Raw genomic sequence first — 25368 nt, 5'->3', positions numbered from 1 at the left:
AATGCCCACCCGGAGGAAACCATGAAGATCGCTGCAAAACTCCTGCTGTCCACGACGGGGCTCATGCTCGCGGGCGCGATTCCAGCCGCCGCATGGCAGCCGCAGAAGCCGATCGAGTTCGTCGCCACCGCGGGGCCGGGCGGCGGCACCGACAATCTCGCGCGCGCGGTCCAGAGCATCGTCACCAAATACAAACTGACCGATCAGCCGGTCGTGGTCGTCAACAAGGGCGGCGGCAGCGGCGCGGAAGGCTATGTCTACGGCAAGGCGTCCGCCGGCGATCCCTACAAGGTGATCTTCGGCACCTCGAACGCGTGGCAGCAACCGCTCGTCTCCAGGGTCGCCTTCAACTACACCGATCTGACCCCGATTGCCGCCATGGCGCAGGACGAATTCCTGCTGTGGGTGAAACAGGACGCGCCCTACAAGACAGCGGGCGACTTCCTCAAGGCGGCGGCCGCGACCGAATTCAAGATGGGTGGCGCGCAGTCCAAGGATACCGACGAGGTACTGACGCGGATGATCGAGAAGGCGGCGCGCGTCAAATTCACCTACATCCCCTTCAAGAGCGGCGCCGAGGCTGCCGTGCAACTGGCCGGTGGCCATATCGATGCCCACGTCAACAATCCCTCCGAGAGCCTTGGGCAATGGCGCGGCAGTACCCAGCGCCCGCTCTGTGCCTTCAGCCCGAAGCGGCTGCCGCAGGGGCCGAAGGTCACCACTACCGAGGGCTGGAGCGACGTGCCGACCTGCGTCGAACAGGGGCTGGCGATCTCGCAATATGAGCAGCCGCGAACCGTGTGGCTGCCCGGCAAGGTCAGCCCGGAGCAGGCGGCGTTCTACATCGATCTGATGAAGAAGGTGCAGGCGACATCCGAATGGAAGGACTACATCGAGAAGACCTCGCAGGTCGACACCTTCCTGACCGGCGCTGCGTTCGACGATTTCATCAAGCAGGATCTCGAACACGTCAAGCAGGTCGCGGGCGAACAGGGTTGGCTGGTGAAGTAGGGCGGGCCGCGATGATATCACGACGTGCGCTTGAGATATCCACGGCGGCGCTGACCGGAATCTTCGGCGTCGTGGTTGTCGTATCCAGCATCGACAACGGCATCGGCTGGTCGAGCGCCGGCGTCGATGCCGGCACGTTTCCTTTCCTGACCGGAATCATCATCGCGCTCGGCAGCCTTTACAACATGGGGCAGGGCGCGCTCGGACGTGGCACCCTCGCAATTGTCAGGGTGGCCGTGACGGCATCCGAGTTGGGCCGCCTCGCCGGGTTGTTCATTCCTGCCGCGATTTTCGTTGCCGTCATTCCCATGGTTGGGATGTACGTCGCATCGGCGGGCTATGTTTTCGCGGTACTGGCGCTGCCGAAACGGCAATCGGTTGTTCGCGCGCTTGTCATCGCCGTGGCTACGCCGCTTGCGCTTTACGTCGTGTTCGAGCGCATGTTCCAGGTGTCGCTGCCGCACGGCGCGCTCGGCGCCGCGTTCGGTTTCTGAAGGGACGGGCGATGGAAAACCTTCAATCGCTGCTGCATGGTTTCACCATCGCGGTCACCGTTCCGCACCTGACGCTGATGGTGATCGGCGTCCTGCTCGGCATTCTCGTCGGCGTTCTGCCGGGCCTGGGTGCGCCGAACGGGGTGTCGCTGTTGCTGCCGCTGACCTTCGGCATGCAGCCGGTGTCGGCGATCATCCTGCTTTCGAGCATGTATTGGGGCGCGCTGTTCGGCGGCTCGGTGACGTCGATCCTGTTTAACATCCCGGGCGAACCTTCGTCGGTTGCCACCACCTTCGACGGCTATCCGATGGCGCGCGACGGCCGGCCGACGACGGCGCTGGCCACTGCCTTCGGCTCGGCGGCGTTCGGCGCGCTTGTTGGCGTGATTCTGATTACGTTTCTGGCGTCCTGGGTAGCGCAGGTGGCGCTCGCCTTCGGACCACCCGAATACTTCGCGGTCTATTTCCTCGCCTTCTCCAGTTTCGTCGGCATGGGCGGTGCGGCGCCGGTCAAGACATTGGTGGCGCTCGCGATCGGTTTTGCCATCGCTGCGATCGGCATCGATACGGTCTCGGGCAGCGTGCGGCTCACCATGGGTATCGACGAGCTGGTGAAGGGCGTCAGCTTCGTCGTCGCCGTCATGGGGCTGTTCGGCATCGGCGAATTGCTGATTGCGGTGGAGGAGGAGTTCCAGGCCCGCGCGGTATCGTCGAGGGTCGATTGGAAGGAAGTGTTCCGAGCGCTGGCCCGTTTGCCGCACCACGGCGTTGCGCTGCTGCGCAGTGCCGCCATTGGCTGCTGGATGGGCATTACGCCGGGCGGTCCGACCGCCGCTTCCTTCATGAGCTATGGCATCGCCAAGCGCTTCTCGCGCCATGGCGCGCGTTTCGGCAGCGGCGAGGCCGAGGGCATCATCGCGCCGGAGACCGCTGATCATGCCGCGGGCACCAGCGCGCTATTGCCGATGCTCTCGCTCGGCATTCCCGGCTCGGCGACGGCCGCCGTCATGATGGGCGGGCTGATGATCTGGGGATTGAACCCCGGACCGATGCTGTTCGTCGATCAGAAGGATTTCGTCTGGGGGCTGATCGCCTCGATGTATGTCGGCAACATCGTTGCGGTTGCGCTCGTGCTGCTCACCGTTCCGGTGTTTGCCGCCCTGATGCGCATTCCCTTCGCCGTCATCGCACCCCTGATCGTCATCATCTGCGTCGTCGGCGCCTATTCGGTCTCGAATTCCTATCTCGACGTCGTCTTGATGCTCGGCTTCGGTGTCGTCGGCTATCTGTTCAAGAAGCTGCACTATCCGCTGGCCCCGTTGGTGCTTGCGATCGTGATCGGCGACAAGGCCGAGGACGCCTTTCGGCAGGCCATGCTGATGTCGAAGGGATCGCTCGGGATATTCTTTGCGAACCCGCTGGTAACAACCCTCGTCCTGGCCGGGGTGGCGTTGTTGGCGCTTCCGCTCGCCCTGCAGATCGCGCGCCTGCTGCGAAAGCCGGACGAAGCCGCTCATGAAAAGGTGAGGATCATATGAACGTGCACAGCCTCGGCAAGCCGCTGATTGCGCTGGCAATGGGAGACCCCGCCGGCATCAGCCCGGAGCTGACCGCGAAGCTCACCTGCCTCGACGAAATCCGCTCCCGCGCACGCCTGATCGTGATCGGGGACCGCCGCGTTTTTGACGAAGGCGCGCGTGTGGCCGGTGTCAAGGTGGACCTGCCGAATGTGGCGCCGGCGGCGGACCCTCGATCCATCGCCGGGGACGCCGCCTTTATCGATCTTGGCCATCTCGATCCCGCGACCATCGACCGTGGTGTCGCCAGCCGGGCCGGCGGCGCGTTCGCGCTGGAGAACTATCGTCGCGCGCTCACGCTGGCGCGCGATGGGCAGGCGGATGCGGTCTGCTTCACGCCGTTCAACAAGAAGGCGATGCGGCTCGCGCGTGCGGAGTATGACGACGAGATTGCGTTCTCCGCCGAGATCGCCGGCCTGAAAACGCCGGCCAGCGAATTCAACGTGCTCGACAGGCTCTGGAATGCCCGCGTCACCTCGCACATCGCGCTCAGGGACGTGGCCTCACGGCTCTCCGTCGAACGCATCCATCGCGCGCTGAAACTGACTGATGCCTGCATGCGGCGGGCCGGCTTTGCCGAGCCCCGCATCGCGGTGGCCGGGCTCAACCCGCATGCCGGCGACGGCGGCAATTTCGGCCGCGAGGAGATCGATGTGATCGAACCCGCCGTGATGGCCGGCCGGGCCGAAGGAATAGCCGTGGAAGGGCCGTTTCCGGCCGACACGGTTTTCCTGCGCGCCAAGAACGGCGCCTTTGATGCGGTGCTGACGATGTACCACGACCAGGGCCAGATCGCGATGAAGCTGATGGGCTTCGATCGCGGGGTGACGATCCTGGGCGGCTTCCCGTTTCCGATCTGCACGCCGGCGCATGGCACGGCCTATGACATCGCAGGCCAGGGCGTCGCCTCGATTGGCGCCAGCCGGGCGGCTTTGTTGCTCGCGGCGGAGATGGCGGGCGCGGCCAGGGCCGGAAATCGGGCCGCGTGAGGTGCCCGCTTAAGCGGCGGCGTTCAGCGCCGCAAAACCACGCTCGAGATCGGCCTTGAGGTCGTCGACATTCTCCAGGCCGATGTGGAGCCGCAGCGTCGGCCCGCCGGGGGACCATTTGGTCGCGGTGCGATATTCATTGCAGTCGAACGGAATGATGAGGCTTTCGAAGCCGCCCCACGAAAAGCCCATGCCGAACAGCTTCACGGTATCGAGCAGGGCGTCGACCGCCTTCTGCGGCACCGGCTTCAACACGATGCTGAACAGGCCGGAGGCGCCGGTGAAGTCGCGCTTCCAGATCGCATGACCCGGGTGGCTTTCGAGCGCCGGATGCAAGACCTGCAGCACTTCGGCACGGTCGGCGAGCCAGCGCGCCATTTCGAGGCCCGCGCGATAATGCTGCGCGAGCCGCACCGAAAGCGTGCGGGTGCCGCGCAGCGCCAGGAACACGTCGTCGGGCCCGGCGCAGACGCCGAGCAGGCGGATGCCCTCGGCAATCAGCGGCCACGCCTTGGCGTTCGCCGAAATCGTGCCGAACATGATGTCGGAATGGCCGCCGATATATTTGGTGGCGGCCTGCATGCTGATGTCGACGCCCTGGTCGAGCGAGCGGTGAAACAACGGCGTCGCCCAGGTGTTGTCGTCGATGACGAGCGCACCCTTTGCATGCGCGACTTCGGCAATGGCGGGAATGTCGCTCATTTCAAACGACTGCGAGCCGGGCGCCTCGACCAGCACCGCCCTGGTGTTGGGCTTGAACAGCTTTTCAATTCCAGCGCCGACCAGCGGATCGAAATAGCCGACCTCGACGCCGTAGCGGGCCAGCATGCCGTTGCAGAAATTGCGCGAGGGGCGGTAGACGTTGTCGGTCACCAGCAGATGGTCGCCGGCCTTCAGCACCGAGAGCAGGGTGGTGGTGATGGCGGCGAGTCCCGACGGCGTCAGCCCGACGCCGGCGCATTGAGGGCCTTCCAGCGACATCAGCACGTCCTGCAGCGCGCGCGTGGTCGGAGAGCCGTGACGCCCGTAGGAGAATTCGGCGCGGTGGGCGTGCAGGTCCTCGGCAGTTGGATAGAGCACGGTCGAACCGTGGAAGACCGCCGGGTTGACGAACCCCCGTTGTCCCTTGGTGTCGCGGCCGGCGGTGACCAGTCGGGTTTCGGCTTTTTGCGGGTTGGACGGGCCGTCGTTCGAAAAGCTCATGCGTTTGCATTATCCAAGACGTTATGCCGCAGCCACAACTTGATCGCGAAAACACCGCCGGGAGGCGGGGCGAGGCCGGGTCCGTTAATAACAAGACACACAAGACGGCAGTCAACCCCTTGACCCGGCACGCCAGTCGTTCTGAGATACGCGCCAACTAACAGTCGCTGCAAGTTGAGGGGCCTGCCGCGATATCAGATCCATGGCCTGACCGGAATGGCACGTCAAATGCACGGTCAGGATGACGCTTTTCAGCGGGGGATCAGCAGGTTGGCCCACAACGTGAGGCGTTGCCTAAAAAACGGTCCCCGACGATCCCCTTGAAAGGCCTTGCTCATGAAACGCGTATCTCTGGTTGTTACCCTTGCCCTGGCCGCCGGTCTCTCGGCCCAGGCCGCCTCGGCGCAAACCCTCAAGGCGGTCAAGGACCGGGGCATGTTGTCCTGCGGCGTCGGCCAGGGCCTGCCGGGTTTCTCGTCTCCGGACGACAAGGGTAACTGGACCGGGCTCGACGTCGATGTTTGCCGGGCGATCGCGGCGGCCATTTTCAACGACGCCTCCAAGATCAAGTTCGTGCCGCTGTCGGCCAAGGACCGCTTCACGGCGCTGCAATCCGGCGAAATCGACGTGCTGTCCCGCAACACCACCTGGACGCTGTCGCGCGATACGTCGCTGGGCGCCAACTTCACCGGCGTCACCTATTATGACGGTCAGGGCTTTATGGTGAAGAAGTCGCTCAAGGTGAATTCGGCGTTGGAACTGAACAGCGCGTCCGTTTGCGTGCAGACCGGCACCACGACCGAGCAGAACCTCGCCGACTACTTCAAAGGCAACAACATGAAGTACGAGGTGATCGCGTTCGGTACCAACGACGAAGCCGTCAAGGCTTACGAGTCCGGACGCTGCGACGTCTTCACCACCGACGTGTCCGGCCTCTATGCCGACCGTTTGAAGCTTGCCAACCCGGCCGATCACGTCGTGCTTCCGGAAGTCATTTCGAAGGAGCCGCTGGGCCCGATGGTGCGCCATGGCGACGACCAGTGGTTTGACATCGTGAAGTGGACGCTGTTCGCAATGGTCACCGCCGAAGAACTCGGCGTTACCCAGAAGAACGTCGATGAGATGGCCAAATCGGACAAACCGGAGATGAAACGGGTGTTCGGGACCGACGGCAATCTCGGTGAACAGCTCGGCCTGACCAAGGATTGGGTGTCGCGGATCGTGAAGGCCGTCGGCAATTACGGCGAGGCCTTCGACCGCAACGTCGGCTCCGGCTCCAAGCTCGGAATTGCCCGGGGCCTCAACGCGCTGTGGAACAAGGGCGGTATCCAGTACGCGCCGCCGATCCGCTGATCGCCGGCACGAGGGCGGCTGCGATGGCCATCGAACCCCGAAAACCACCGTCGCAGTTTGTTGCCAAACTGCAGCGGCTGCTCGGTGGAAGTGCAGGCTGGAGCGGCTTTGTCGTCCAGATCCTGTTCGTCGCGGCGCTGTCCTGGATTGCCTACGAGATCGTCGCCAATGCCCGCGCCAATCTGCAGGCGCAGCGGATCACCGCGGGCTTCGGCTTCCTTGCCAACAATGCGGGCTTTGACGTCAGCCAGAGCCTGATCCCGTATTCGGGATCCGATCCCTACACGCGCGTCTTTCTGGTCGGCTTGCTCAACACGCTGCTGGTCTCGGTCATCGGCATCTTCTTTGCGACGCTGATCGGATTCCTTGTCGCCCTTGGCCGGCTGTCGCCGAACTGGCTGCTGTCGCGGATTTCGGGCGGCTACGTCGAACTGATCCGCAACCTGCCGCTCTTGTTCCAGATCCTGTTCTGGTATCTCGCCGTGCTCGCCGCATTGCCCAATCCGCGGCAGAGCATCTCGGTTTTTGACAGTTTCTTCCTGAGTAACCGCGGTCTGGTGATTCCGAAGCCGATCGGCACGCCCGGGTTCGAGCCGTTTGTGGTTGCGCTGTTGTTGGCGATCGTGGCGGCGATTGTGCTGTGGCGTTACTCCCGCCGGCAACTATTCCAGAGCGGCAAGGTGATCAAGGTCTGGCCCTATGCGCTCGGCATGATCGTCGGCCTGCCGCTGGCCAGCGCGCTGATCTTTGGTCTACCCGTCACGTTTGAAGTGCCGGTACTCAAAGGCTTCAACTTCGCCGGCGGCTCGCGGGTCATTCCTGAATTCGTCGCGCTGACGCTGGCGCTATCCACCTACACGGCGGCCTTTATCGCCGAGATCGTGCGGGCCGGCATTCTGTCCGTGCATAAGGGGCAGATGGAAGCCGGCTCCTCGCTCGGCCTGCAGCGCGGTTCGGTGCTGCGGCTGATCGTGATCCCGCAGGCGCTGCGCGTGATCCTGCCGCCGCTGACCAACCAGTATCTCAACCTGACCAAAAACTCTTCGCTGGCGGTTGGGATCGGTTATCCCGACCTGGTGTCGGTGTTCGCAGGCACGACGCTGAGCCAGACCGGGCAGGCGATCGAGATCATCGGCATTACCATGGGCGTCTATCTGCTGATTTCGCTGGTGACGAGCGCGATCATGAGTTTCTACAGTTGGCGTATCAGCCGGAGTATGGGCTGATGAGCGGCACCACACCATCCGGCTTTGTCCGCCAGGACCTCGTCGCCGAACGCCCAGCACCGGTGAAGACTACGGGCTTTGTCGGCTTCCTGCGCACGCGCCTGTTCAATTCGCCGACCAACATCCTGATCACGATCGTCAGCGCGCTGCTGCTCTGGTTCATCTTCGTGCCCTCGCTGCGGTTCCTGCTGGTGGATGCCGTCTGGACCGGCAAGGATCGCACCGCCTGTCTCGCTGAAAATGCCGGGCATGTGGTCGGCGCCTGCTGGCCGTTCATTCAAGCGAAGTTCTCGCAGTTCATTTACGGATTCTATCCGGAACAGGAACGGTGGCGGGTTGACCTGACCTTCATTCTTGCGGCTATCCTGCTGCTGCCGCTGCTGATTCCGCGGCTGCCGGCCAAGGGCCTCAATGCCGGGCTTTTCTTTGGCGCATTGCCCGTCATAGCCTTCTTCCTGCTGCATGGCGGCGGGCTGGGCGGGCTTGGCGTGAGCTGGACAGCCGGCATTCTGTCGGGCTTCAACGACAGCATTGGCGACGGCGGGCGCAAGCTCGCGGCCGCGGGCGAGACGACGGCTGTGATCGGGCCGTTGCTGTGGCTGCTCGGAAAACTGATCGTGCTGGTGAGCACGCTGATTGGATGGGTACTGCTGCCGCTGACCTGGCTGCGCGACCAGATCCAGGCCTTTGGCCGTCCGGTGTGGGCGGATTTTGTGCTTACCACCATTATCGCTTCCGCTTTGGTGTTCTGGTTGGGCGCCGGCAAACGCGACGGTTTACGTCTGCTGGTCAATTGTCTTGCGATTTTCGCCGGTATCGGCATCGTCATCGCGGTGATGGGGCTCGACCGGGGCGGATTGCCTGTCGTCGACACGCGGCTGTGGGGCGGCCTGCTGGTAACGCTCGTGGTGTCGGTTACCGGCATCGTCGCGTCGATGCCGGTCGGCATTGCGCTCGCGCTCGGGCGGCGTTCGTCGATTCCGCTGATCCGGATTTTCTCGATCTCCTTCATCGAGTTCTGGCGCGGAGTTCCGCTGATCACGGTGCTGTTCTTCGCAACCTATATGTTGCCGCTGTTCGTCCCGACCGGTTTCACCATCGACGGATTGGTGCGCGCCCTGATCGGGATCGCGCTGTTTACCGGCGCCTACCAGGCCGAAAACATCCGCGGCGGCCTGCAAGCGATCCCGCGCGGGCAGGGTGAGGCGGCGAGCGCGCTCGGCCTGTCCTGGGGCAAGACCACGGCGCTGGTCGTGATGCCGCAGGCGTTGCGCCACGTCATCCCCAACCTCGTCAACAGCTTCATCAGCCTGTTCAAGGACACCTCGCTGGTTTCGATCGTCGCGCTGTTCGATCTGTTGGGATCGTTGCGCGCGTCGTTTTCCGATCCAAACTGGTCGACGCCGACCACGTTGTTCACCGGTTTTGCGTTCACCGGGATCATCTATTTCGTCTTCTGCTTTGGCATGTCGCGTTACTCCCTGTTCGTCGAGAACAGGCTGAACGCGCATCGCCGCAACTGAGTGTGGGACCATGAGCACAGACTCGATCGTTGGCATACAGGGCCTCAATAAATGGTACGGCGAGTTTCACGTCCTGCGCGACATCAACCTCGATGTCTCCAAGGGTGAGCGCATCGTGATCTGCGGTCCTTCGGGCTCGGGCAAGTCGACCCTGATCCGCTGCATCAACGCGCTGGAGGAATTCCAGGAAGGTCAGATCGTCGTCGAGGGCATCGAATTGGGTCCGAACCTGCGGCGCGTGGACGAAGTCCGGCGCGAGGTCGGCATGGTGTTCCAGAGTTTTAACCTGTTTCCGCATCTGACCGTGCTGGAGAACTGCACGCTGGCGCCGATCTGGGTGCGCAACATTCCGAAAAAGGATGCCGAAGCGACCGCGATGAAATTTTTGGAGCGGGTCAAGATCCCGCATCAGGCCAACAAATATCCGGGCCAGATGTCGGGCGGTCAGCAGCAGCGCGTCGCGATCGCTCGCGCGCTGACCATGAACCCGAAGGTGATGCTGTTCGACGAGCCGACCTCGGCGCTCGATCCCGAAATGGTCAAGGAAGTGCTCGACACCATGGTCGATCTCGCCAGGGAAGGCATGACCATGCTGGTCGTCACCCACGAAATGGGATTTGCCCGCGAAGTTGCCAACCGCGTCGTGTTCATGGACGCGGGGCAGGTGATCGAGTCAAACACGCCGCAGGAATTCTTCGCCAACCCGCAGCACGCGCGGACCAAGCTGTTCCTGAGCCAGATTTTGCGGCATTAGGGCAGTGGGCGAATGGTGAGTGGCGAATAGCGAATAGGGGATTTCCATTCGCTACTCGCAATTCGCCTCCTAAACCTTCTCGAACGGCACGTCGATCTGGGTGCGCTTTTCCAGCCATGCCGGCACCGGCAGGTTCTTCGAGCGCATGAATTCCGGATTGAACAGCTTTGACTGATAGCGGTTGCCGGAGTCGGCGAGGATGGTGACGATGGTTTTGCCGGGCCCGAGCTGCTTCGCAAGCCGGATCGCGCCGGCCACGTTGATGCCGGTCGAGCCGCCGAGGCACAGGCCTTCGTGCTCGAGCAATTCGTAGATCACCGTTACGGCTTCCTCGTCCGAAATCAGGAAAGCGTCGTCGACAACAGCGGTCTCGATGATCGGGGTGACGCGGCCGAGCCCGATGCCTTCGGTGATCGAGTCGCCCGGCGTCGATTTGGCGGTGCCGTGCTTGAACAGCTCGTACATCGCAAAGCCGTGCGGATCGGCGCAGGCGTTGACGATACCCGGGTGCTTTTCCTTTAGATAGCGGCTGGCGCCGGCCAGGGTGCCGCCGGTGCCGACCGAGCAGATGAAGCCGTCGATCTTGCCGCCGGTCTGCTCCCAGATCTCCGGTCCAGTGGACTCGTAATGCGCCTTGGCATTGTCGAGATTGTTCCACTGGTCGGCGAACAAGACGCCGTTCGGCTCGGTCTTGCGAAGCTGGGCGGCCAGCCGCCGCCCGACATGCTGATAGTTGTTCGGATTGGAATAGGGCAGCGCCGGTACTTCGATCAGCTCGGCGCCGCACAGCCGCAGCATGTCCTTCTTTTCCTTGCTCTGCGTTTCCGGGATCAGGATCAAGGTCCGGTAACCGCGCGCGTTGGCGACGACGGCGAGACCGATACCGGTATTGCCCGCGGTCGATTCCACCACCAGCCCGCCGGGCTTGAGGTCGCCACGTTTCTCGGCCTCCAGGATCATCCATTTGCCCGCGCGGTCCTTGACCGACTGGCCGGGGTTCATGAATTCGGCCTTGCCGAGAATGGTGCAGCCGGTCAGCTCGGAAGCGCGGTTGAGCTTGATGAGGGGCGTGTTGCCGATCGCTTCGATGACGTCTTTGTTGAAGGCCATGTTTTGAAATTGCCGGTTGTTTGCCCAATCGTTGGGCGACCCTAAAGGACCGCCGCAGGGCATACAAGCCAGCGTTGGGGCAGGGCGGTTAGCTCGATTTCGCAAACACCACCTGACGCACGTCGATATTTCCGGACAGGAACCCCGCCTCGCAATAAGCGAGATAGTATTCCCAAAGCCGCCGGAAACGGTCGTCGAAGCCTGACGGTGTCAGGTTGGGCCAGGCCGCGCGGAAATTGCTTCGCCAGATCGCAAGCGTCCTGGCATAATCTTGCCCGAAAATGCGCTCGCGGATGACGGGAACGCCGAAGCGCTCGCCGAGCGTTTTCAGGATCTGCGGCGAGGGCAGCATGCCGCCCGGAAACACGTAGCGCTGGATGAAATCGACTTCGCGGCGATAGGTCTGGAACAGGCTGTCCTGGATCGTGATCGCCTGGATGCCGGCCAGCCCACCGGGCAGCAGGCGGTCGCGCAACTGTGAAAAATATTTCGGCCAGAATTGCTCGCCGACCGCCTCGATCATCTCGATCGAGGCGATGCGGTCATAGCGATCGCGCTCGTCGCGATAATCCTGCAGCTTGATCTCGACCTTGTCACTGAGCCCGGCGTTTTGAATGCGCGCCTGCGCGAAATCGCGCTGCTCCTTGCTGATGGTGAGCCCGACGACTTTGGCGCCGAACGTCTTGGCTGCGTATTCGGCAAAGCCGCCCCATCCGCAGCCGATCTCCAAAAGCTTCTGACCGGGCCGCAGATCGATAGCCTCGGCCAGCCGGCGGTATTTGTTGTGCTGGGCTGCGGTTAAGTCGGGGGTATCGTCCTCGAACAGGGCCGACGAATAGGTCATGCTGGGATCGAGCCACGCCGAATAGAAGGCGTTGCCGATGTCGTAATGCGCATAGATGTTGCGGCGGGCCTGCCGCTTCGTATTGCGGTTGAGCCAATGCCTGACGGCCTGGAAAGCGCGTGTCAGCGGGTTGCCGACCAGCATGGTCTGCATCCAGTCCTGATTGACGCAGAACAGATAGAGGAATTGCGTGAGGTCGGGCGTGTCCCATTCGCCGCGCAAATAGGCTTCTGCGATACCGATGTCGCCGCCGCGCAGCAGCCGCGAGGCGAAGCCGTAATCATAGATTGTCATGGCCGCGGCGGGTCCGGGACCGTTGCCGCCGAGCCGGACCATGCGGCCATCGGCCAGCGTTACGTCGAGCGTGCCGTGTTGCAGCTTTGAACCAAAGCCCAGCGCCAGCCGGACCAGGCGCGGCAATTCCGGAAACGTCGCGTCTACGGTTTCCGATGTGACCGAAATCAACTCGGACATGGGCGATCCATCGAATGGCGGTTTACCCGGCCTCGCATGGTCGATCGACCCTGCTTCAATCCTTGGCACGGGGTGGACAACGTCGGCGAAGTATAATCGTTGCTTTTCCCGCTCGCCAAGCCGGTATTGAGGGCCGCGTCCTTCCGCGGCACCAGCCGCGCACCCTTCAGCCAGAGCCGCAGCGCCTCCCAGTGGATCGCCGCCATGATCTTCATCGTTACCAGCGGGAGGGCGAAAAACGCGCGCAGCAACTCCTTGGTGTTGAGCGCGCGACAACGACCATTGAAAGTTGCAGCGAGGACGGGACCGTCGCGGCCGGTTTCCAGAATTCGCAACTGCACGCGCTCGCCCGGCGGCAGCACGCGAAAATGGTAGCGCATCGCCATCCCGATTAAGGGCGAGACGTAGAACAGTTTGTCGTGCTGCTGCCGCACGCCGGCGTCGCTGATTTCGCCTGGTGTCACCGGCAGGACGTAAGGATGGATGTCGCCAAAAGTGTTGCGCACTTCGTAAATCAGCAGCGCCAGTTCGCCATCAGCGCGATAGCAGAAATAGGCTCTGCTGGTTGAAGGTGATGATGTCGCGCAGCATCCAGAGATAGGAGGGCGACAGCAGGTTGCTGGCTTGCGCGAACAATCCGCGCGCGGTCTCGAACCAGTTGTTGCCGCCGCCTTTCCACTCGAAGCGGCCGGTGTCCGCCGTCACCGCAAAGCTCATGCAGCTTTCGATGGTCTCGACGCCGAGATAGGCGAACAGCGCCTTCAGGTCGGGATAGTTCAGTTCGTTGTAGACGATGAAGCCGATGTCGACCGCAAGCTGAGTGCCGTCATAGTCGATGCTGACGGTGTGGCTGTGGCCGCCGGGCCTGAGCTCGCCGGATAATGTTTCGACAAGGTCCAGGCGGCGGCATTGCCGCTGATTCCCGTCCCGACCACCGCAACCCGCATTTTTGGCCCTCCATGGCACGCTGCCAGATACGGGGGGCTGTTCCCGGGGTTTCAAATCGGCCACAGGCGCGGGATTCGCTGCAGGACGGGACGATGCGGGACGTCAGAACAGGGGGAAAACGGAAGGAAAATCGCATGAAATCTTGGTAAGATTTCGGCGGTCCTGCCGCGTCCCCACGTCGCTCCAAGCCCTATAAAACAAGGGAAAGCGAGCGATTTACTGCCTGTTTTGCGCACCCGAACCGACGCTCGGCGCAGCGCCGCGCAGGGCTGTCCGCGCCCCAGTCCCAAGGCTAGTATGATTCCCGAGGTCCCAACGGAAGCATCACCCCGTGAACGTATCGCAGGCCATCAGGAGAAGCGCTCGTTATGCGCCGGGCCGGGATTTGCCCGGTGGAGAACGGGTGTGACCCAGCGAACTGCAACTGCTGCGATGGAAGGTTGGCCTGCTCTCGTCTCCGGCGGCAGGCGGCTGGCGCGGTCGCTTGCGGTGCTTGGCCTCGTTGCCAGCTCCTCCGGCTGCATCCTGACCAAGGACCTTCCCGATCCCGCGCTCGACGTGCCCGAGGGTTACAAGGCAGCCCGGCTTTCGAAGCCTGCCAACGCGCCGCCGACGCTCGACTGGTGGCGCGGCTTCCGTTCGCGGGAGCTGACGGGCTTGATGGAGGAGGCGCAGACCGTCAATCTGGACATTGCCGCCGCCACCGCGCGGTTCAAACAGGCCGATGCGCAGGCGCGAATCGCCGGAGCGGCGCTGTTGCCCACTCTCAGCGGCAGCGGCTCGGAGAGCTATTCCCGCACCTCCGGATCGAGCGCCAGCGGCCTGAGCATTGGCGGCCGTGAGGTGGTCAACTATTCGGCCTCGCTGAGCGCCAGTTACGAGCTGGACTTCTGGGGCAAAAACCGCGACGCCGCGCAAGCCGCGGAAGAGACCGCGGTCGCCAACCGCTTCGATCGCGACGTCGTCGCGCTGACCACGCTGACCACAGTTGCAAACGCCTATTTCCAGGTGTTGGCCGCGCAGGACCGAATTCGCACCGCGCAGCGGAACATCGCCAGCGCCGAGCGCATCCTCAACGCCATCAAGGACCGCTTCAAGGCCGGCACCGGCACCGACCTCGATGTCGCGCAACAGGAAAGCGTGGTGGCGAACCAACGCGCGCTGGTGCCGCCGCTGCGGCAGACGCTCGACCAGAACCTCAACGCGCTGGCGACGCTTGTATCGCGCCCGCCGGAAGCGGTGCGCGTGACCGGCGGATCGCTGAACCAGATCGCCGCGCCGCGCGTCACGCCCGGCCTGCCGTCGGAATTGCTAACGCAGCGTCCGGACATCCGCCGCCAGGAAGCCCAGCTGGCCTCGGCGACCGCCAATGTCGGCAACGCCCGCGCGCAGTTCTTTCCGAGCATTCAACTGACCGGGCAGGGCGGTTATCAAAGCTCGGCGCTGACGTCGCTGTTTCAGCCCCATGCCGCGTTCTTCAGCATGGTCGGCAGCCTGACCCAGCCGATCTTCGATGGTGGCAGGATTTTGGGCAATTTCGAGTTCACCAAGGCGCGGCAGGATGAGTTGCTGCAGACCTACCGCAAGACGGTGGTCCAGGCCTTTGCCGATGTCGACAACGCCTTGATGTCGATCCGCCAGACCACGGAGAAGCTGCGGCTGCAGCGCGAGGTGGTGGCGGCCTCGCGGCGGGCGTTTCAATTGTCCGAGCAGCAGCTACGGGCCGGCACTGCCGACATCGTGACTGTGCTAAATACGCAACTGACACTATTTCAAGCTGAAGACGCGCTATCGCAGGCCCAACTGGCCCGGCTGCTCGCGATCGTCAGCCTCTATCAGGCGCTGGGGGGCGGCTGGGAGCCCAGGATGGAAAGGCTGGTCGATGCTCTTTAAGCCGGAAGTGAAGGACGCCAAAGCGGCGGGCAAGCGTGTGGCGCGGGGCATTGGCCGCCGCCTCGTATCGCTGACGATCACGCTGCTGATCCTGGGCGGCCTCGGCTATCTCGGCTGGAACGCGTTTCAGCAGAAACAGACGGGCCGCAATGGCCCCGGCGCGCGCCCCGACCTTCCGGTGCCGGTGTTGGCAGCAACGCCGCGCACGCAGGATGTCCCGGTCTATCTCGACGCGGTGGGCTCGGTCCGCGCGTTGAACAACGTTATCGTGCGTGCTCAGGTCGACGGCAAACTGATCAAGGTGAATTTCGTCGAAGGCCAGGACGTCAAGCAAGGCGACGTGCTGGCCGAGATCGATCCCGTGATCTATCAGGCGCAGTACGATCAGGCGGTGGCCAAGAAGGCGCAGGATGAGGCGCTGCTTGCCAACCAGAAGCTTGATCTGGCGCGCTATCAGCAGCTTGCCGCGTCGAATGCCGGCTCCAAGCAGCAGGCCGATACGCAGCGCGCGGTGGTCGCCCAGCAGGAAGCGCTGGTGCAGGCCGACCAGGCCGTGATCGACAATGCGCGCGCGATGCTCGGCTATACCAAGGTCATCGCGCCGCTGACGGGGCGCGTCGGTCTGCGCCAGGTCGACCAGGGCAACATCATCCGCGCGGCTGATGTAACCGGCCTCGTCATCATCACCCAGTTGCAGCCGATCGCGGTGCAGTTCAGCCTGCCGCAGCAGCAGATCGTGCGGGTCAACGCCGCCGCCGCCAACGGCGTGCTGGCGGTGGACGTGTTCGGCAATGATGGCGTCACCGTCGTGGATACAGGTAGCCTCAAGGGCATCGACAACCAGGTCGATCCGACCACGGGCACGCTGAAGCTGAAAGCCGAGTTTCCGAACGCCAAATTCCAGCTCTGGCCCGGACAGTTCGTCAATGTGCGGCTGAAGGTTGAAACGCTGGAAAAGGCGATCGTGGTGCCGTCGTCGGCCGTGCAGCGCGGCCCTGTCGGCACGTTCAGCTATGTGATCGGCCCCGACAATGTCGCGACCGCCAAGCCGGTCGTGGTGACGCAGCAGAACGAAAACGACGCTGTCATCACCAGCGGGCTTTCGGTCTCCGACCGCGTCGTGACGACAGGCTTTGCCAATCTGTCCGACGGCGCCAAGGTTCTGATCGGCACCGACGACCGGGCGCCGACCGCCGATTTGGCGCCACGCAAGCGCAGCCGTTCGCCGGACGCCAAGGCAGGCCCAGGTAAAGAGAGTGGTCAGGCCAAGGACGGCCAGGCCAAAGAGGGGCAAGGTAAGGAAGGTCCGGGCAAGGACGGCGAACACCGCGGCAAGCGCGACCGCGGCGAGGGCGACCAGAAGGGACAAACCGGCCCGGCACCAGCCGCGCCGTCGGGCGGCGCTGCGAAGTCGCAGCCATGATCGACGCGCCACACGCCTGAAAATGAATTCGCAAGTGAGCACGCAACCATGAGCGTCTCCGAACCGTTCATCCGCCGGCCGATCGCGACCTCGCTATTGGGGATCGCGCTGATGATCGGCGGCGCGCTCGGCTATTGGGCGCTGCCGGTATCGGCGCTGCCACAGGTCGATTTCCCGACAGTGCAGGTGACGACGCAACTGCCGGGCGCGAGCCCCGACGTGATCGCATCCCTGATCACGGCGCCGCTGGAACGCCAGCTCGGACAGATTCCGTCGCTGTCGTCGATGCAGTCGACCTCTTCGTTCGGCGTCAGCCAGATCTCGCTGCAGTTCGACCTCAACCGCGACATCGATGGCGCTACCCAGGACGTGCAGGCCGCGATCAACGCCGCCGCCGGAATCTTGCCGAAAAATCTGCCGTATCCGCCGACCTACGCCAAGGTGAACCCGGCCGATGCACCGGTTCTGACACTGGCGCTGACGTCGGAGACGATTTCGCTGCGCGCCATGAGCGATATCGCCGACACGATTCTGGGCCAGCGGCTCAGCCAGATCTCCGGCGTCGGGCGCGTTGCAATCCTCGGCGGGCTCAAGCCCGCGGTGAGGGTGCAGGCCGATCTGGCGCGGCTCGCCGCCTACGGCATCTCGATGGAGGACCTGCGCAACGCCATCGCGGGCGCCAATGTGTCGGGGCCGAAGGGATCGCTCGACGGCGCGCAGCAGGCCTACACCATCGCCGCCAATGACCAGATCGCGGTGGCGGAGGCCTACAAACCCATCATCATCGCCTATCGCAACGGATCGCCGGTCACCATTGGCGATGTGGCCATCATCGTCGACGGGCTGGAGAACGACCGGACGGGCGGCTGGTATCAGGGCACGCCGGCCGTGATCATCGATATCCAGCGGCAACCCGGCGCCAATGTGATCGAGGTGGTCAAGCAGATCCGCGCGGAAATTCCCAAGGTGCAGCGCGCGATCCCGGCCGGCGTCAACCTGACGATCGTCTCCGACCGCACCGTTACCATTCGCGCCTCGGTGCACGACGTCCAGTTCACCTTGATCCTTTCCGTGGTGCTGGTGACGCTGGTGGTGCTGCTGTTCTTGCGGTCGCTGCGCGCGACCCTGATCGCGGGCGTGGCGCTGCCGCTGTCGCTGATCACGAGCTTCGGCATCATGTATTTTTCGGGATTCAGCCTCGACAATCTGTCGCTGATGGCGCTGACGATCGGTACCGGATTCGTGGTCGACGACGCCATCGTGATGATCGAGAACATCGTCCGCCACATGGAGAACGGCGAATCCGTGATGGAGGCCTCGCTGAAGGGCGCCAGCGAAATCGGCTTCACCGTGATCTCGCTGACGGTGTCGCTGATCGCGGTCTTCATCCCGCTATTGTTCATGTCCGGGCTGGTCGGACGCATGTTCCGCGAATTCGCGCTGACGCTGACGATTGCGGTCGTGACCTCGGCGATCGTGTCGCTGACACTGACGCCGATGATGTGTTCGCGGCTGTTGAAGCATGTCGGTGAAGAGATGACGGTCCCGGGGCTCGCCGCGGTCAGCCGCTTCATCGACCGCATGGTCACCTTCTACCACCGCACGCTGCTGTGGGTGCTGCAGCGCCAGCGCGCGACGCTCGCGGTGACGTTCGCCACCATCGCAGCGACCCTCTTCATGTATGTAATCGCGCCGAAGGGCTTCTTGCCGTTGCAGGACACCGCTTCGATCACGGCGGTGACCGAGGCCGGCCCCGACGTGTCCTTTGCGGAGATGCAGAGCCGGCAGGCGACGGCGGCGGCTGCGATCAAGGCCGATCCGGATGTGGTCGGCGTGGTCTCCGTGATCGGCGCCGGGTCCGTCAATCCGACCACCAATGTCGGACGTCTGGTGATGACGCTCAGGCCGCGCGGCGAGCGGCACGATGATGTTTCCGTTGTGGTCGACCGGCTGAAACAACGCACCACGTCGATCCCCGGCATGACCATCTATTTCCAGCCGGTGCAGGACGTGCAGATCTCGACCCAGTCGAGCCGCTCGCAGTACCAGTATACGCTGACCGGCACCGATGCGGCGCAGGTCACGCTGTGGTCGCAGAAGCTCATTGCCGAAATGCGCCGGGATCCGCTGTTCCGCGACGTCTCCTCGGAAGCGCAGGAGGGCGGCTTGCGCGCCGCGCTCGACATCAATCGGCAGCGCGCCGGCCAGCTCGGCGTCAACATCCAGGCGGTCAACGACACGCTCAACGACGCCTTCGCGCAGCGGCAGATTTCGACGATCTACGGCCAGGCCAACCAGTATCGCGTGGTGCTGGAGGCGATGCCGATGTACCAGCGCGATCCGTCAATCCTGTCAAAGCTCTATCTGCCGGGGGCCGCGAGTACAACCGCAGGCGCGCCCGGCGCCCAGGTGCCGCTGTCGGCGGTGGCGACGCTGACCCGCACCACCGCGCCGCTGGCGATTTCGCATCTCGCGCAATTTCCAGCCGTCTCGCTCAGTTTCAACCTCGCGCCTGGCGAGGCGCTGGGCGATGCCGTCGACGCGGTCAAGAAGATCGAGACCAGTATCGGCATGCCCGGCAGCATCGTCGGCGTCTATGCGGGCGACGCGGCCGAGTTCTCGAAATCACTGGCCGGGCAGCCATGGCTCATTCTGGCGGCGATCGTCACCATCTACATCGTTCTCGGCGTGCTCTACGAGAGCTACATCCACCCGATCACCATTCTCTCGACGCTGCCATCCGCCGGCGTCGGCGCCATTCTGGCGCTGATGCTGTTCGGGCAGGACCTGTCGGTGATCGGCCTGATCGGCATCATTCTGTTGATGGGTATCGTCAAGAAGAACGCGATCATGATGATCGACTTCGCGCTGGAGGCGGAGCGGCATCAGGGCATGTCGCCGTATGACGCGATCGTGCAGGCCTGCCTGTTGCGTTTCCGGCCGATCATGATGACGACACTGGCCGCGTTGTTCGGCGCGCTGCCGCTGGCGATCGAAAGCGGTACCGGCGCCGAGTTGCGCTTCCCGCTCGGTATTTCCATCATCGGCGGATTGCTGTTGAGCCAGTTGCTGACGCTCTATACGACGCCCGTGATCTATCTGGCGCTTGATCGGATCAATCGCAAAATCGAGAAGGCTGTGCCGGACCCAGGGCCTCCAGGGCCGACGGTTGCCGGCGCCACCGAGGGGATGCAATAGATGGCATCGATCTCGGAGCCCTTCATTCGGCGGCCGGTTGGCACCACGCTGCTGGCGATCGGGCTCTTTCTGGTCGGCATGGTTGCCTATATCTTTTTGCCAGTCTCGGCGGTGCCCAATGTCGACTTCCCGATGATCCGGGTGTCCGCTACCCGACCCGGCGCGGATCCTTCCGTGATGGCGTCGACGGTCGCAGCCCCCTTGGAACGCCGGCTCGGCCAGATTTCCGGCCTCGACCAGATCACCTCGACCAGCTCGCTCGGCACCACCAGCATCCAGTTGCAATTCTCGATCGGCCGCGACATCGACCGCGCCGCGCGTGACGTGCAGGCGGCGATCAACGCCTCACTGGCGGACCTGCCGAGCGATCTGCCGTCGCTGCCGCGATTCCGCAAAGCAAATCCCGCAGCGGCGCCGGTGTTCGTGCTGGCGCTGACGTCGAAGACGCTGACGACCAGCGCAATGTACGACGTCGCCGACACCGTGATCGCGCAGCGCATCTCGCAGGTTCCGGGCGTCGGCGAAGTCAACGTCACCGGCGCCGACCAGCCGGCGGTACGTATTGCGCTGAATCCAGTGGCGCTGTCGAATGCCGGGATCGCGACCGACGACGTGCGGCTCGCGATCATCAACGCCAATCCGCTCGGCCCGGTCGGCATCTTCAACGGCGGCCGCCAAAGCGAGACGATTTCGACCAACAGGCAGATGCGCACCGCGGCCGAATTCCGCGACATCATCGTCAAGAGTTCGGCCGGCAATTTCGTTCGCCTGGCCGACGTCGCCGACGTCGAGGATTCCGTCCGCAACAGCCGCTCGATCGCCTGGTTCAACAAGCAGCCGGCGGTCCTGATCCAGATCACCAAGCAGGGCGACGCCAACGTGATCGACACCGTGGACCGGGTGAGGGCACTGTTGCCGGAACTGAAGCAGTGGCTGCCCGGCGGGGTGGAGATATCGACCCTGGTCGACCGCACCGGCACCATCCGCGCCAGCGTGCTCGACATGCAGTACACGCTGCTGGCGACTGCGTTCCTGGTGATGGTGGTGGTGTTCGCATTCCTGCGGCGGCTGACGCCGACGATTGCCGCCGGCGTCTCGGTGCCGCTGGCGCTGGCCGGCACCTGCGCCGGGATGTGGCTGGCCGGATTCTCGATCGACAACCTGTCGCTGATGGCGCTCGCTATTTCCGTCGGCTTCGTGGTCGACGACGCCATCGTCATGATCGAGAACATGTACCGCAACCTCGAACACGGCATGGCGCCTTATCCGGCTGCGCTCGAGGGCGCCAAGCAGATCGGCTTTACCGTGCTGTCGATCAGCCTGTCCCTGATCGCAGCTTTTACGCCGCTGATCTTCATGGACGGCATCGTCGGCCGGCTGTTGCGCGAGTTCTCGCTGACGCTGACTTTCGCCATCGTGGTGTCGACCGTGGTCTCGCTCACGATCACGCCGATGATCTGCGCGCACTACATCAAGGAGGCGACGTCGGATCGGGCGACCTGGTTCGATCGCCTAGTCGAGGGCACGCTGTCGCGCATCGTCGCTTTTTACACCTGGACGCTGCGGGCGGTGCTGGGGTTCCCGTTCCTCACGCTACTCGTGTTCTTTGCCACCATCGCGCTGACGGTGGTGCTCTATATCAAGACGCCGAAGGGCTACTTCCCGACCGATGACAGCGGGTTCGTGATCGGCGCGACGCGCGCATCCCCCGACACCTCGTTCCAGGCGATGCTCGGGCTGCAGCAGCAACTGGCCGATATCGTGATGGCCGATCCGGCGGTGGCCGGCGTCGGTTCTTCGCTTGGCGGCCCCGGCGGTCCGGGCGGCGGAGGGTCCAATCGGGGCGTGATGTTCATCAGCCTGAAGCCGCCGGAGGAGCGGGCGGGCCTATCGACCGCGCAGGTGATCGATCGCCTGCGCAGGAACCTCTACCGGGTAGCCGGCATCCGCCTGTTCATGTTCGCCGCGCAGGACATCCGTACCGGCGGACGGCAGAGCGATTCCGACTATCAATATACGCTGTCGAGCACCGACCTCGAACTGTTGCAAAAATGGGCGCCGCTGGTCGCCAAGCGTATGGAGACGGTGGAGGGCATCACCGACATTTCCAGCGACCGCGACCCCGGCGGGCTGCAATTGTCGCTGGTGATCGACCGCAAGACCGCATCCAGCCTCGGCGTTCGCGTCCAGGACATCGACAACGCCCTGAACAACGCGTTCGCGCAGCGCCAGATCTCGATCATCTATACCCAGCGCAACCAGTACATGGTGGTGCTGGAAATCGATCCGAAATTCCAGGCTGATCCGTCCAATCTGGAGCGCATCTTCGTGGCCGGCGCCAACGACGCCCAGGTGCCGCTATCGGCCGTGGTGCGCTACCAGCGCGGCCTGTCGCCGCTTGCGGTATTTCACTCGCAGTCGTTTCCCTCAACGACGGTCTCGTTCAACCTCTTGCCCGATGTGCCGCTGGAGGTCGCGACCTCGAACATTCAGCGCGCGGTCGAGGAATTGCATATGCCGGAAGGCATCCGCGGCAGTTTTGATGGCAATGCCGGCGATTTCAACAAGACCAGCGGGCGGCAGCCGCTGCTGATCCTGGGCGCGCTGGTGGCGATGTATATCGTGCTCGGCGTGCTCTATGAAAGTCTCGCCCATCCGATCACGATCATCTCGACCCTGCCGTCGGCAGGGCTCGGCGCGCTGCTGGCGCTGCAGGTGACGAATACGCCGCTCACCGTGATCGCCTTTGTCGGCATCATCCTGTTGATCGGCATCGTCAAGAAGAACGGCATCATGATGGTGGATTTCGCGCTCGACGCCGAGCGCACCCGCGGCCTGTCGTCGGCGGACGCGATCTTCGAGGCGTGCCGCGTCCGCTTCCGGCCGATCCTGATGACGACGATGGCGGCGCTGTTTGCCGGCATCCCGCTGGTCATTGCCACCGGCCCCGGCACCGAACTGCGCCGGCCGCTCGGCATCACCATCATCGGCGGCCTGTTCGTTTCGCAGATCCTGACGCTCTATACCACGCCGGTGATCTATCTCCTGATCGATCGGCTGCGGCAGCGATCCCGGCCGGCCGCGGTCGCCGCGCCCGCCGAATAGTTGAATTACTGGCCACGAAGCGTATAGCGGGCGGATGTCAGAACAAGCCAATCCCAGGTCCGGCGTCGCCAAGTCCGGCGTCGCCGAAGAGGCGATCCCGGACTGTCCGCATTGCGGCAAGCCGCTGCCGCTCTGCATCTGCGACAGCGTTACGCCGGTCAAAAGCCGCATCTCGCTGCTGATCCTGCAGCACCCGCAGGAGCAGGACAGGGCGCTCGGCACGGCGCGGCTGACGGCGATGCATTTTGAGGATGCTGTCGTCAAAATCGGCCTGTCCTGGCCAAGCCTCTCCAAGGCGTTGGGACGGAAGGTCGATGATCCCTCTCGCTGGGCGGTGCTTTATCTCGGCTCCGCCAAGGTCGCCGATCTCGATACCGATGCCGAGATCGTCGCGATCGACCGCAAGGGCGAAGTGGAGCCGCACCAGCGCGCCATCCTCTCCGATATCGAAGGCATCGTTCTGCTCGACGGAACCTGGAGCCAGGCCAAGGCGCTGTGGTGGCGCAATGCGTGGATGCTGAAGTGCCAGCGGGTCATTCTGGGCCCGAAACGCCCGTCGCGTTACGGCAAGCTCCGCAAGGAGCCGCGCGGCGACGGTCTTTCCACCATCGAGGCCGCCGGCCTGCTGCTGGCCGGGCTCGAAAAGCGGCCTGAAATCGCGGAAACGCTCAACGCAAGCTTTGACCGTATGCTGGCGCGGTATCGGGAAGTGCAGGCCGAAATGCCGGAACTCGCGCCGAAGCCAAAAAAGCGGGATTATCGGCGGCGCAAGCGGGGCTGACTTCCGGCCTTTCAACCAGAGGGCTGCCGACGAGATGCGTGTGTCTCGCTGGGTGTCCAGTGTTGCACCGTTACCCGCCAGGTTCCAATGTCGGCATCAAGACATAGGTAATCCTAGTTTGCCCGGAAACAGCTGTGGACAGTGGTGACACGGCTCTTGACGGTGATAAATTCCTTACCTCCGCGTAACAATTTGGAGCTTAGTCGATGACTTTAAGCACAGAAATTCTCACGCGCTCTCCATTACTCAGCGCTGATGAACTCGAAGGTGAAATTGGCGACATAATCAACAGAACTCGGCGAGGGCCCGTCCTCCGAGGAGTGTCCGAGAGCCACGATCGTCCGTTGCCGAAAGGCCCGATGCCCGATTACGTCGAGCACAAGGAAGGGGTCAACCAGGTCGGCAAGCTCTCAGCCGAAGCCGTGGTCCGCGAGTACGACGCGGCAGTGAAAGAGATTGAAGCCCTCGGTGCCGAACTGACCGAGGCCGCCAGGAAATGTGAGGCGATGGTTGCCGGCGTTCACGCCACGGTGAGCGAGATCAAGGAGTTGGCGGCGAATTATCGCGAGGAAGGCAAGCGCTACTTCCTGCAGATCGAGGATTGTTCGCTGATGACATCCGAGGTCCGCAGCGTCTGCGAGACGCTCAAAAAGAAAATTGCCGCAGGTAGCAGTCTCGCCGCCTGATGTTCCGGCTGCGGCCGGTCCTGGCGATGGCCGCGCCATTCGTCGTTGCGGCCATAAGCTGGGTATTCTAGGTCGCACGGCCGTCACCGAGCTGTCGATGACGGGACGCGCCAAATGGCAGGTCGGATGTTCCGATCTGAGACTCGGTGACGTCTCGTGACGTGCGCGACTGAAGGTTGCTCCATTCTTTCGTCCGCCCTATGAGGGTGCGTCGGATGCAAGCGGAGCAACGGGATGGAATTGGTTGCGCATTTGCGCCTGTCGAAACAGGCATTGATCGATCTCGTTTTCTTCTGCGGTGTTCCGATCGTGCTGGCGATGCTTTCGGCCGTTCTCGGGCCGTACAAAGCCATCATGGGAGGCGCCGGCGCGACCGTCTATGTCCTCTCGCTCGCCATTGTGCCCTGGTGCCTGACCGGCCTTGTCACCCAGTTAGTGAGCAAGCTAGCTGGGCGAAGACTGCCGCTTTGGCAGATTGCTGCCGTCGGCGCCATCGCTTCGTGCCCGTTCGTGTCGCTGTATGTGCATGTCGTCAATGCGATCGCCAGAGACATCTGGCCCGCTCTGAACGCATTCTTGCCGGCGACGTTCAGCGCGGGACATCTCAAATCCGCCGCCTTGTCCGAGGGGCGGGCGATCGTTCTGTGGATCCGTTGTCATTTTCCATGAGACGCTGGATTGGGTGAGGTTTGCGCCGCAAGCCGCGGAAGCCAGCCGCGAAGATCGCTTTCAACTGAGTGGTGCTGAATGGACTGCGGAAGACGATGCCCTGTTGC

18 protein-coding genes and 2 pseudogenes are annotated in these 25368 nt (G+C 63.4%); 15 read left to right on the top strand and 5 right to left on the bottom strand.

What is annotated here, in order from left to right; translation table 11 throughout:
- The first annotated feature begins 21 nt into the window (after nt 1-21).
- From V1293_RS05520 to V1293_RS05505, 4 genes are read left to right on the top strand one after another with little or no spacing between them, the layout of a single operon-like run.
- Nucleotides 22-1011 carry a Bug family tripartite tricarboxylate transporter substrate binding protein gene (locus tag V1293_RS05520; RefSeq protein ID WP_334507396.1) on the top strand — a complete coding sequence of 330 codons (990 nt, stop codon included), beginning with the start codon at nt 22-24 and terminating at the stop codon, nt 1009-1011.
- Between the two features lie 11 nt (nt 1012-1022).
- Nucleotides 1023-1505 carry a tripartite tricarboxylate transporter TctB family protein gene (locus V1293_RS05515; RefSeq protein ID WP_334507394.1) on the top strand — a complete coding sequence of 161 codons (483 nt, stop codon included), beginning with the start codon at nt 1023-1025 and terminating at the stop codon, nt 1503-1505.
- Nucleotides 1506-1516: 11 nt separating this feature from the next.
- The gene (locus tag V1293_RS05510) at nt 1517-3043 is read left to right on the top strand and encodes a tripartite tricarboxylate transporter permease (RefSeq protein ID WP_334507392.1); all 1527 of its coding nucleotides are present in this window, start codon (nt 1517-1519) and stop codon (nt 3041-3043) included.
- Complete coding sequence (locus V1293_RS05505) at nt 3040-4071, top strand: 4-hydroxythreonine-4-phosphate dehydrogenase PdxA (RefSeq protein WP_334507389.1); 1032 nt, start codon at nt 3040-3042, stop codon at nt 4069-4071. The genes V1293_RS05510 and V1293_RS05505 overlap by 4 nt, the downstream gene beginning before the upstream one ends.
- Before the next feature lie 9 nt (nt 4072-4080).
- On the opposite strand, the gene metC is transcribed toward V1293_RS05505, so the two are convergent.
- Nucleotides 4081-5274 carry a cystathionine beta-lyase gene (gene metC / locus V1293_RS05500; RefSeq protein WP_334507387.1) on the bottom strand — a complete coding sequence of 398 codons (1194 nt, stop codon included), beginning with the start codon at nt 5272-5274 and terminating at the stop codon, nt 4081-4083.
- 336 nt (nt 5275-5610) lie between these two features.
- Between metC and V1293_RS05495 the strand changes: the two genes are divergently transcribed.
- From V1293_RS05495 to V1293_RS05480, 4 genes are read left to right on the top strand one after another with little or no spacing between them, the layout of a single operon-like run.
- Nucleotides 5611-6627 (top strand): amino acid ABC transporter substrate-binding protein, encoded by a 1017-nt coding sequence (locus V1293_RS05495; RefSeq protein WP_334507384.1) that lies wholly within the window; start codon nt 5611-5613, stop codon nt 6625-6627.
- 23 nt (nt 6628-6650) lie between these two features.
- Complete coding sequence (locus V1293_RS05490) at nt 6651-7853, top strand: amino acid ABC transporter permease (protein ID WP_334507382.1); 1203 nt, start codon at nt 6651-6653, stop codon at nt 7851-7853.
- Complete coding sequence (locus tag V1293_RS05485) at nt 7853-9376, top strand: amino acid ABC transporter permease (RefSeq protein WP_334507379.1); 1524 nt, start codon at nt 7853-7855, stop codon at nt 9374-9376. The genes V1293_RS05490 and V1293_RS05485 overlap by 1 nt, the downstream gene beginning before the upstream one ends.
- A 10-nt stretch (nt 9377-9386) precedes the next feature.
- Nucleotides 9387-10130, top strand: coding sequence for an amino acid ABC transporter ATP-binding protein (locus tag V1293_RS05480; RefSeq protein WP_334480680.1), 744 nt, complete (start codon nt 9387-9389; stop codon nt 10128-10130).
- Between the two features lie 69 nt (nt 10131-10199).
- On the opposite strand, the gene V1293_RS05475 is transcribed toward V1293_RS05480, so the two are convergent.
- From V1293_RS05475 to V1293_RS05460, 4 genes and pseudogenes are all read right to left on the bottom strand, one after another.
- A complete protein-coding gene (locus V1293_RS05475; RefSeq protein WP_334507377.1) occupies nt 10200-11240 on the bottom strand; it encodes a cysteine synthase A in 1041 nt (346 codons plus the stop codon).
- An 88-nt stretch (nt 11241-11328) separates the two neighbouring features.
- Nucleotides 11329-12558 (bottom strand): cyclopropane-fatty-acyl-phospholipid synthase family protein, encoded by a 1230-nt coding sequence (locus V1293_RS05470; RefSeq protein WP_334507375.1) that lies wholly within the window; start codon nt 12556-12558, stop codon nt 11329-11331.
- 86 nt (nt 12559-12644) lie between these two features.
- A pseudogene (locus V1293_RS05465) lies at nt 12645-13112 on the bottom strand (DUF1365 domain-containing protein); the annotation flags it as partial.
- A gap of 1 nt (nt 13113) precedes the next feature.
- Nucleotides 13114-13505, bottom strand: a pseudogene (locus V1293_RS05460) (NAD(P)-binding protein); the annotation flags it as partial.
- Nucleotides 13506-13938: 433 nt separating this feature from the next.
- On the opposite strand from V1293_RS05460, the gene V1293_RS05455 reads away from it, so the two are divergent.
- The 7 genes from V1293_RS05455 to V1293_RS05425 all read left to right on the top strand — a co-directional run bounded on the left by V1293_RS05455 (nt 13939) and on the right by V1293_RS05425 (nt 25261).
- The gene (locus V1293_RS05455; RefSeq protein WP_334516628.1) at nt 13939-15399 is read left to right on the top strand and encodes an efflux transporter outer membrane subunit; all 1461 of its coding nucleotides are present in this window, start codon (nt 13939-13941) and stop codon (nt 15397-15399) included.
- Nucleotides 15389-16822 (top strand): efflux RND transporter periplasmic adaptor subunit, encoded by a 1434-nt coding sequence (locus V1293_RS05450; RefSeq protein WP_334507373.1) that lies wholly within the window; start codon nt 15389-15391, stop codon nt 16820-16822. Before V1293_RS05455 ends, V1293_RS05450 begins: the two co-directional genes overlap by 11 nt.
- Before the next feature lie 48 nt (nt 16823-16870).
- Nucleotides 16871-20020 (top strand): efflux RND transporter permease subunit, encoded by a 3150-nt coding sequence (locus V1293_RS05445; protein WP_334507371.1) that lies wholly within the window; start codon nt 16871-16873, stop codon nt 20018-20020.
- On the top strand, nt 20021-23125 hold the full coding sequence (locus tag V1293_RS05440; RefSeq protein WP_334507369.1) for an efflux RND transporter permease subunit: 3105 nt from the start codon (nt 20021-20023) through the stop codon (nt 23123-23125).
- A gap of 34 nt (nt 23126-23159) precedes the next feature.
- Nucleotides 23160-23906, top strand: a complete 747-nt coding sequence (locus tag V1293_RS05435; RefSeq protein ID WP_334507368.1) for a tRNA-uridine aminocarboxypropyltransferase — start codon at nt 23160-23162, stop codon at nt 23904-23906.
- A gap of 206 nt (nt 23907-24112) precedes the next feature.
- Nucleotides 24113-24592: a hypothetical protein gene (locus V1293_RS05430; protein ID WP_334507367.1), complete on the top strand. Its 480-nt coding sequence runs from the start codon at nt 24113-24115 to the stop codon at nt 24590-24592.
- Nucleotides 24593-24826: 234 nt separating this feature from the next.
- Complete coding sequence (locus V1293_RS05425; protein WP_334507365.1) at nt 24827-25261, top strand: hypothetical protein; 435 nt, start codon at nt 24827-24829, stop codon at nt 25259-25261.
- Nucleotides 25262-25368: the final 107 nt, after the last annotated feature.

Source organism: Bradyrhizobium sp. AZCC 1693, from assembly GCF_036924745.1.
Classification (GTDB): domain Bacteria; phylum Pseudomonadota; class Alphaproteobacteria; order Rhizobiales; family Xanthobacteraceae; genus Bradyrhizobium.
Note: the sequence above shows the minus strand (reverse complement) of the source record. Positions and strands in the feature narration are given on the sequence as shown.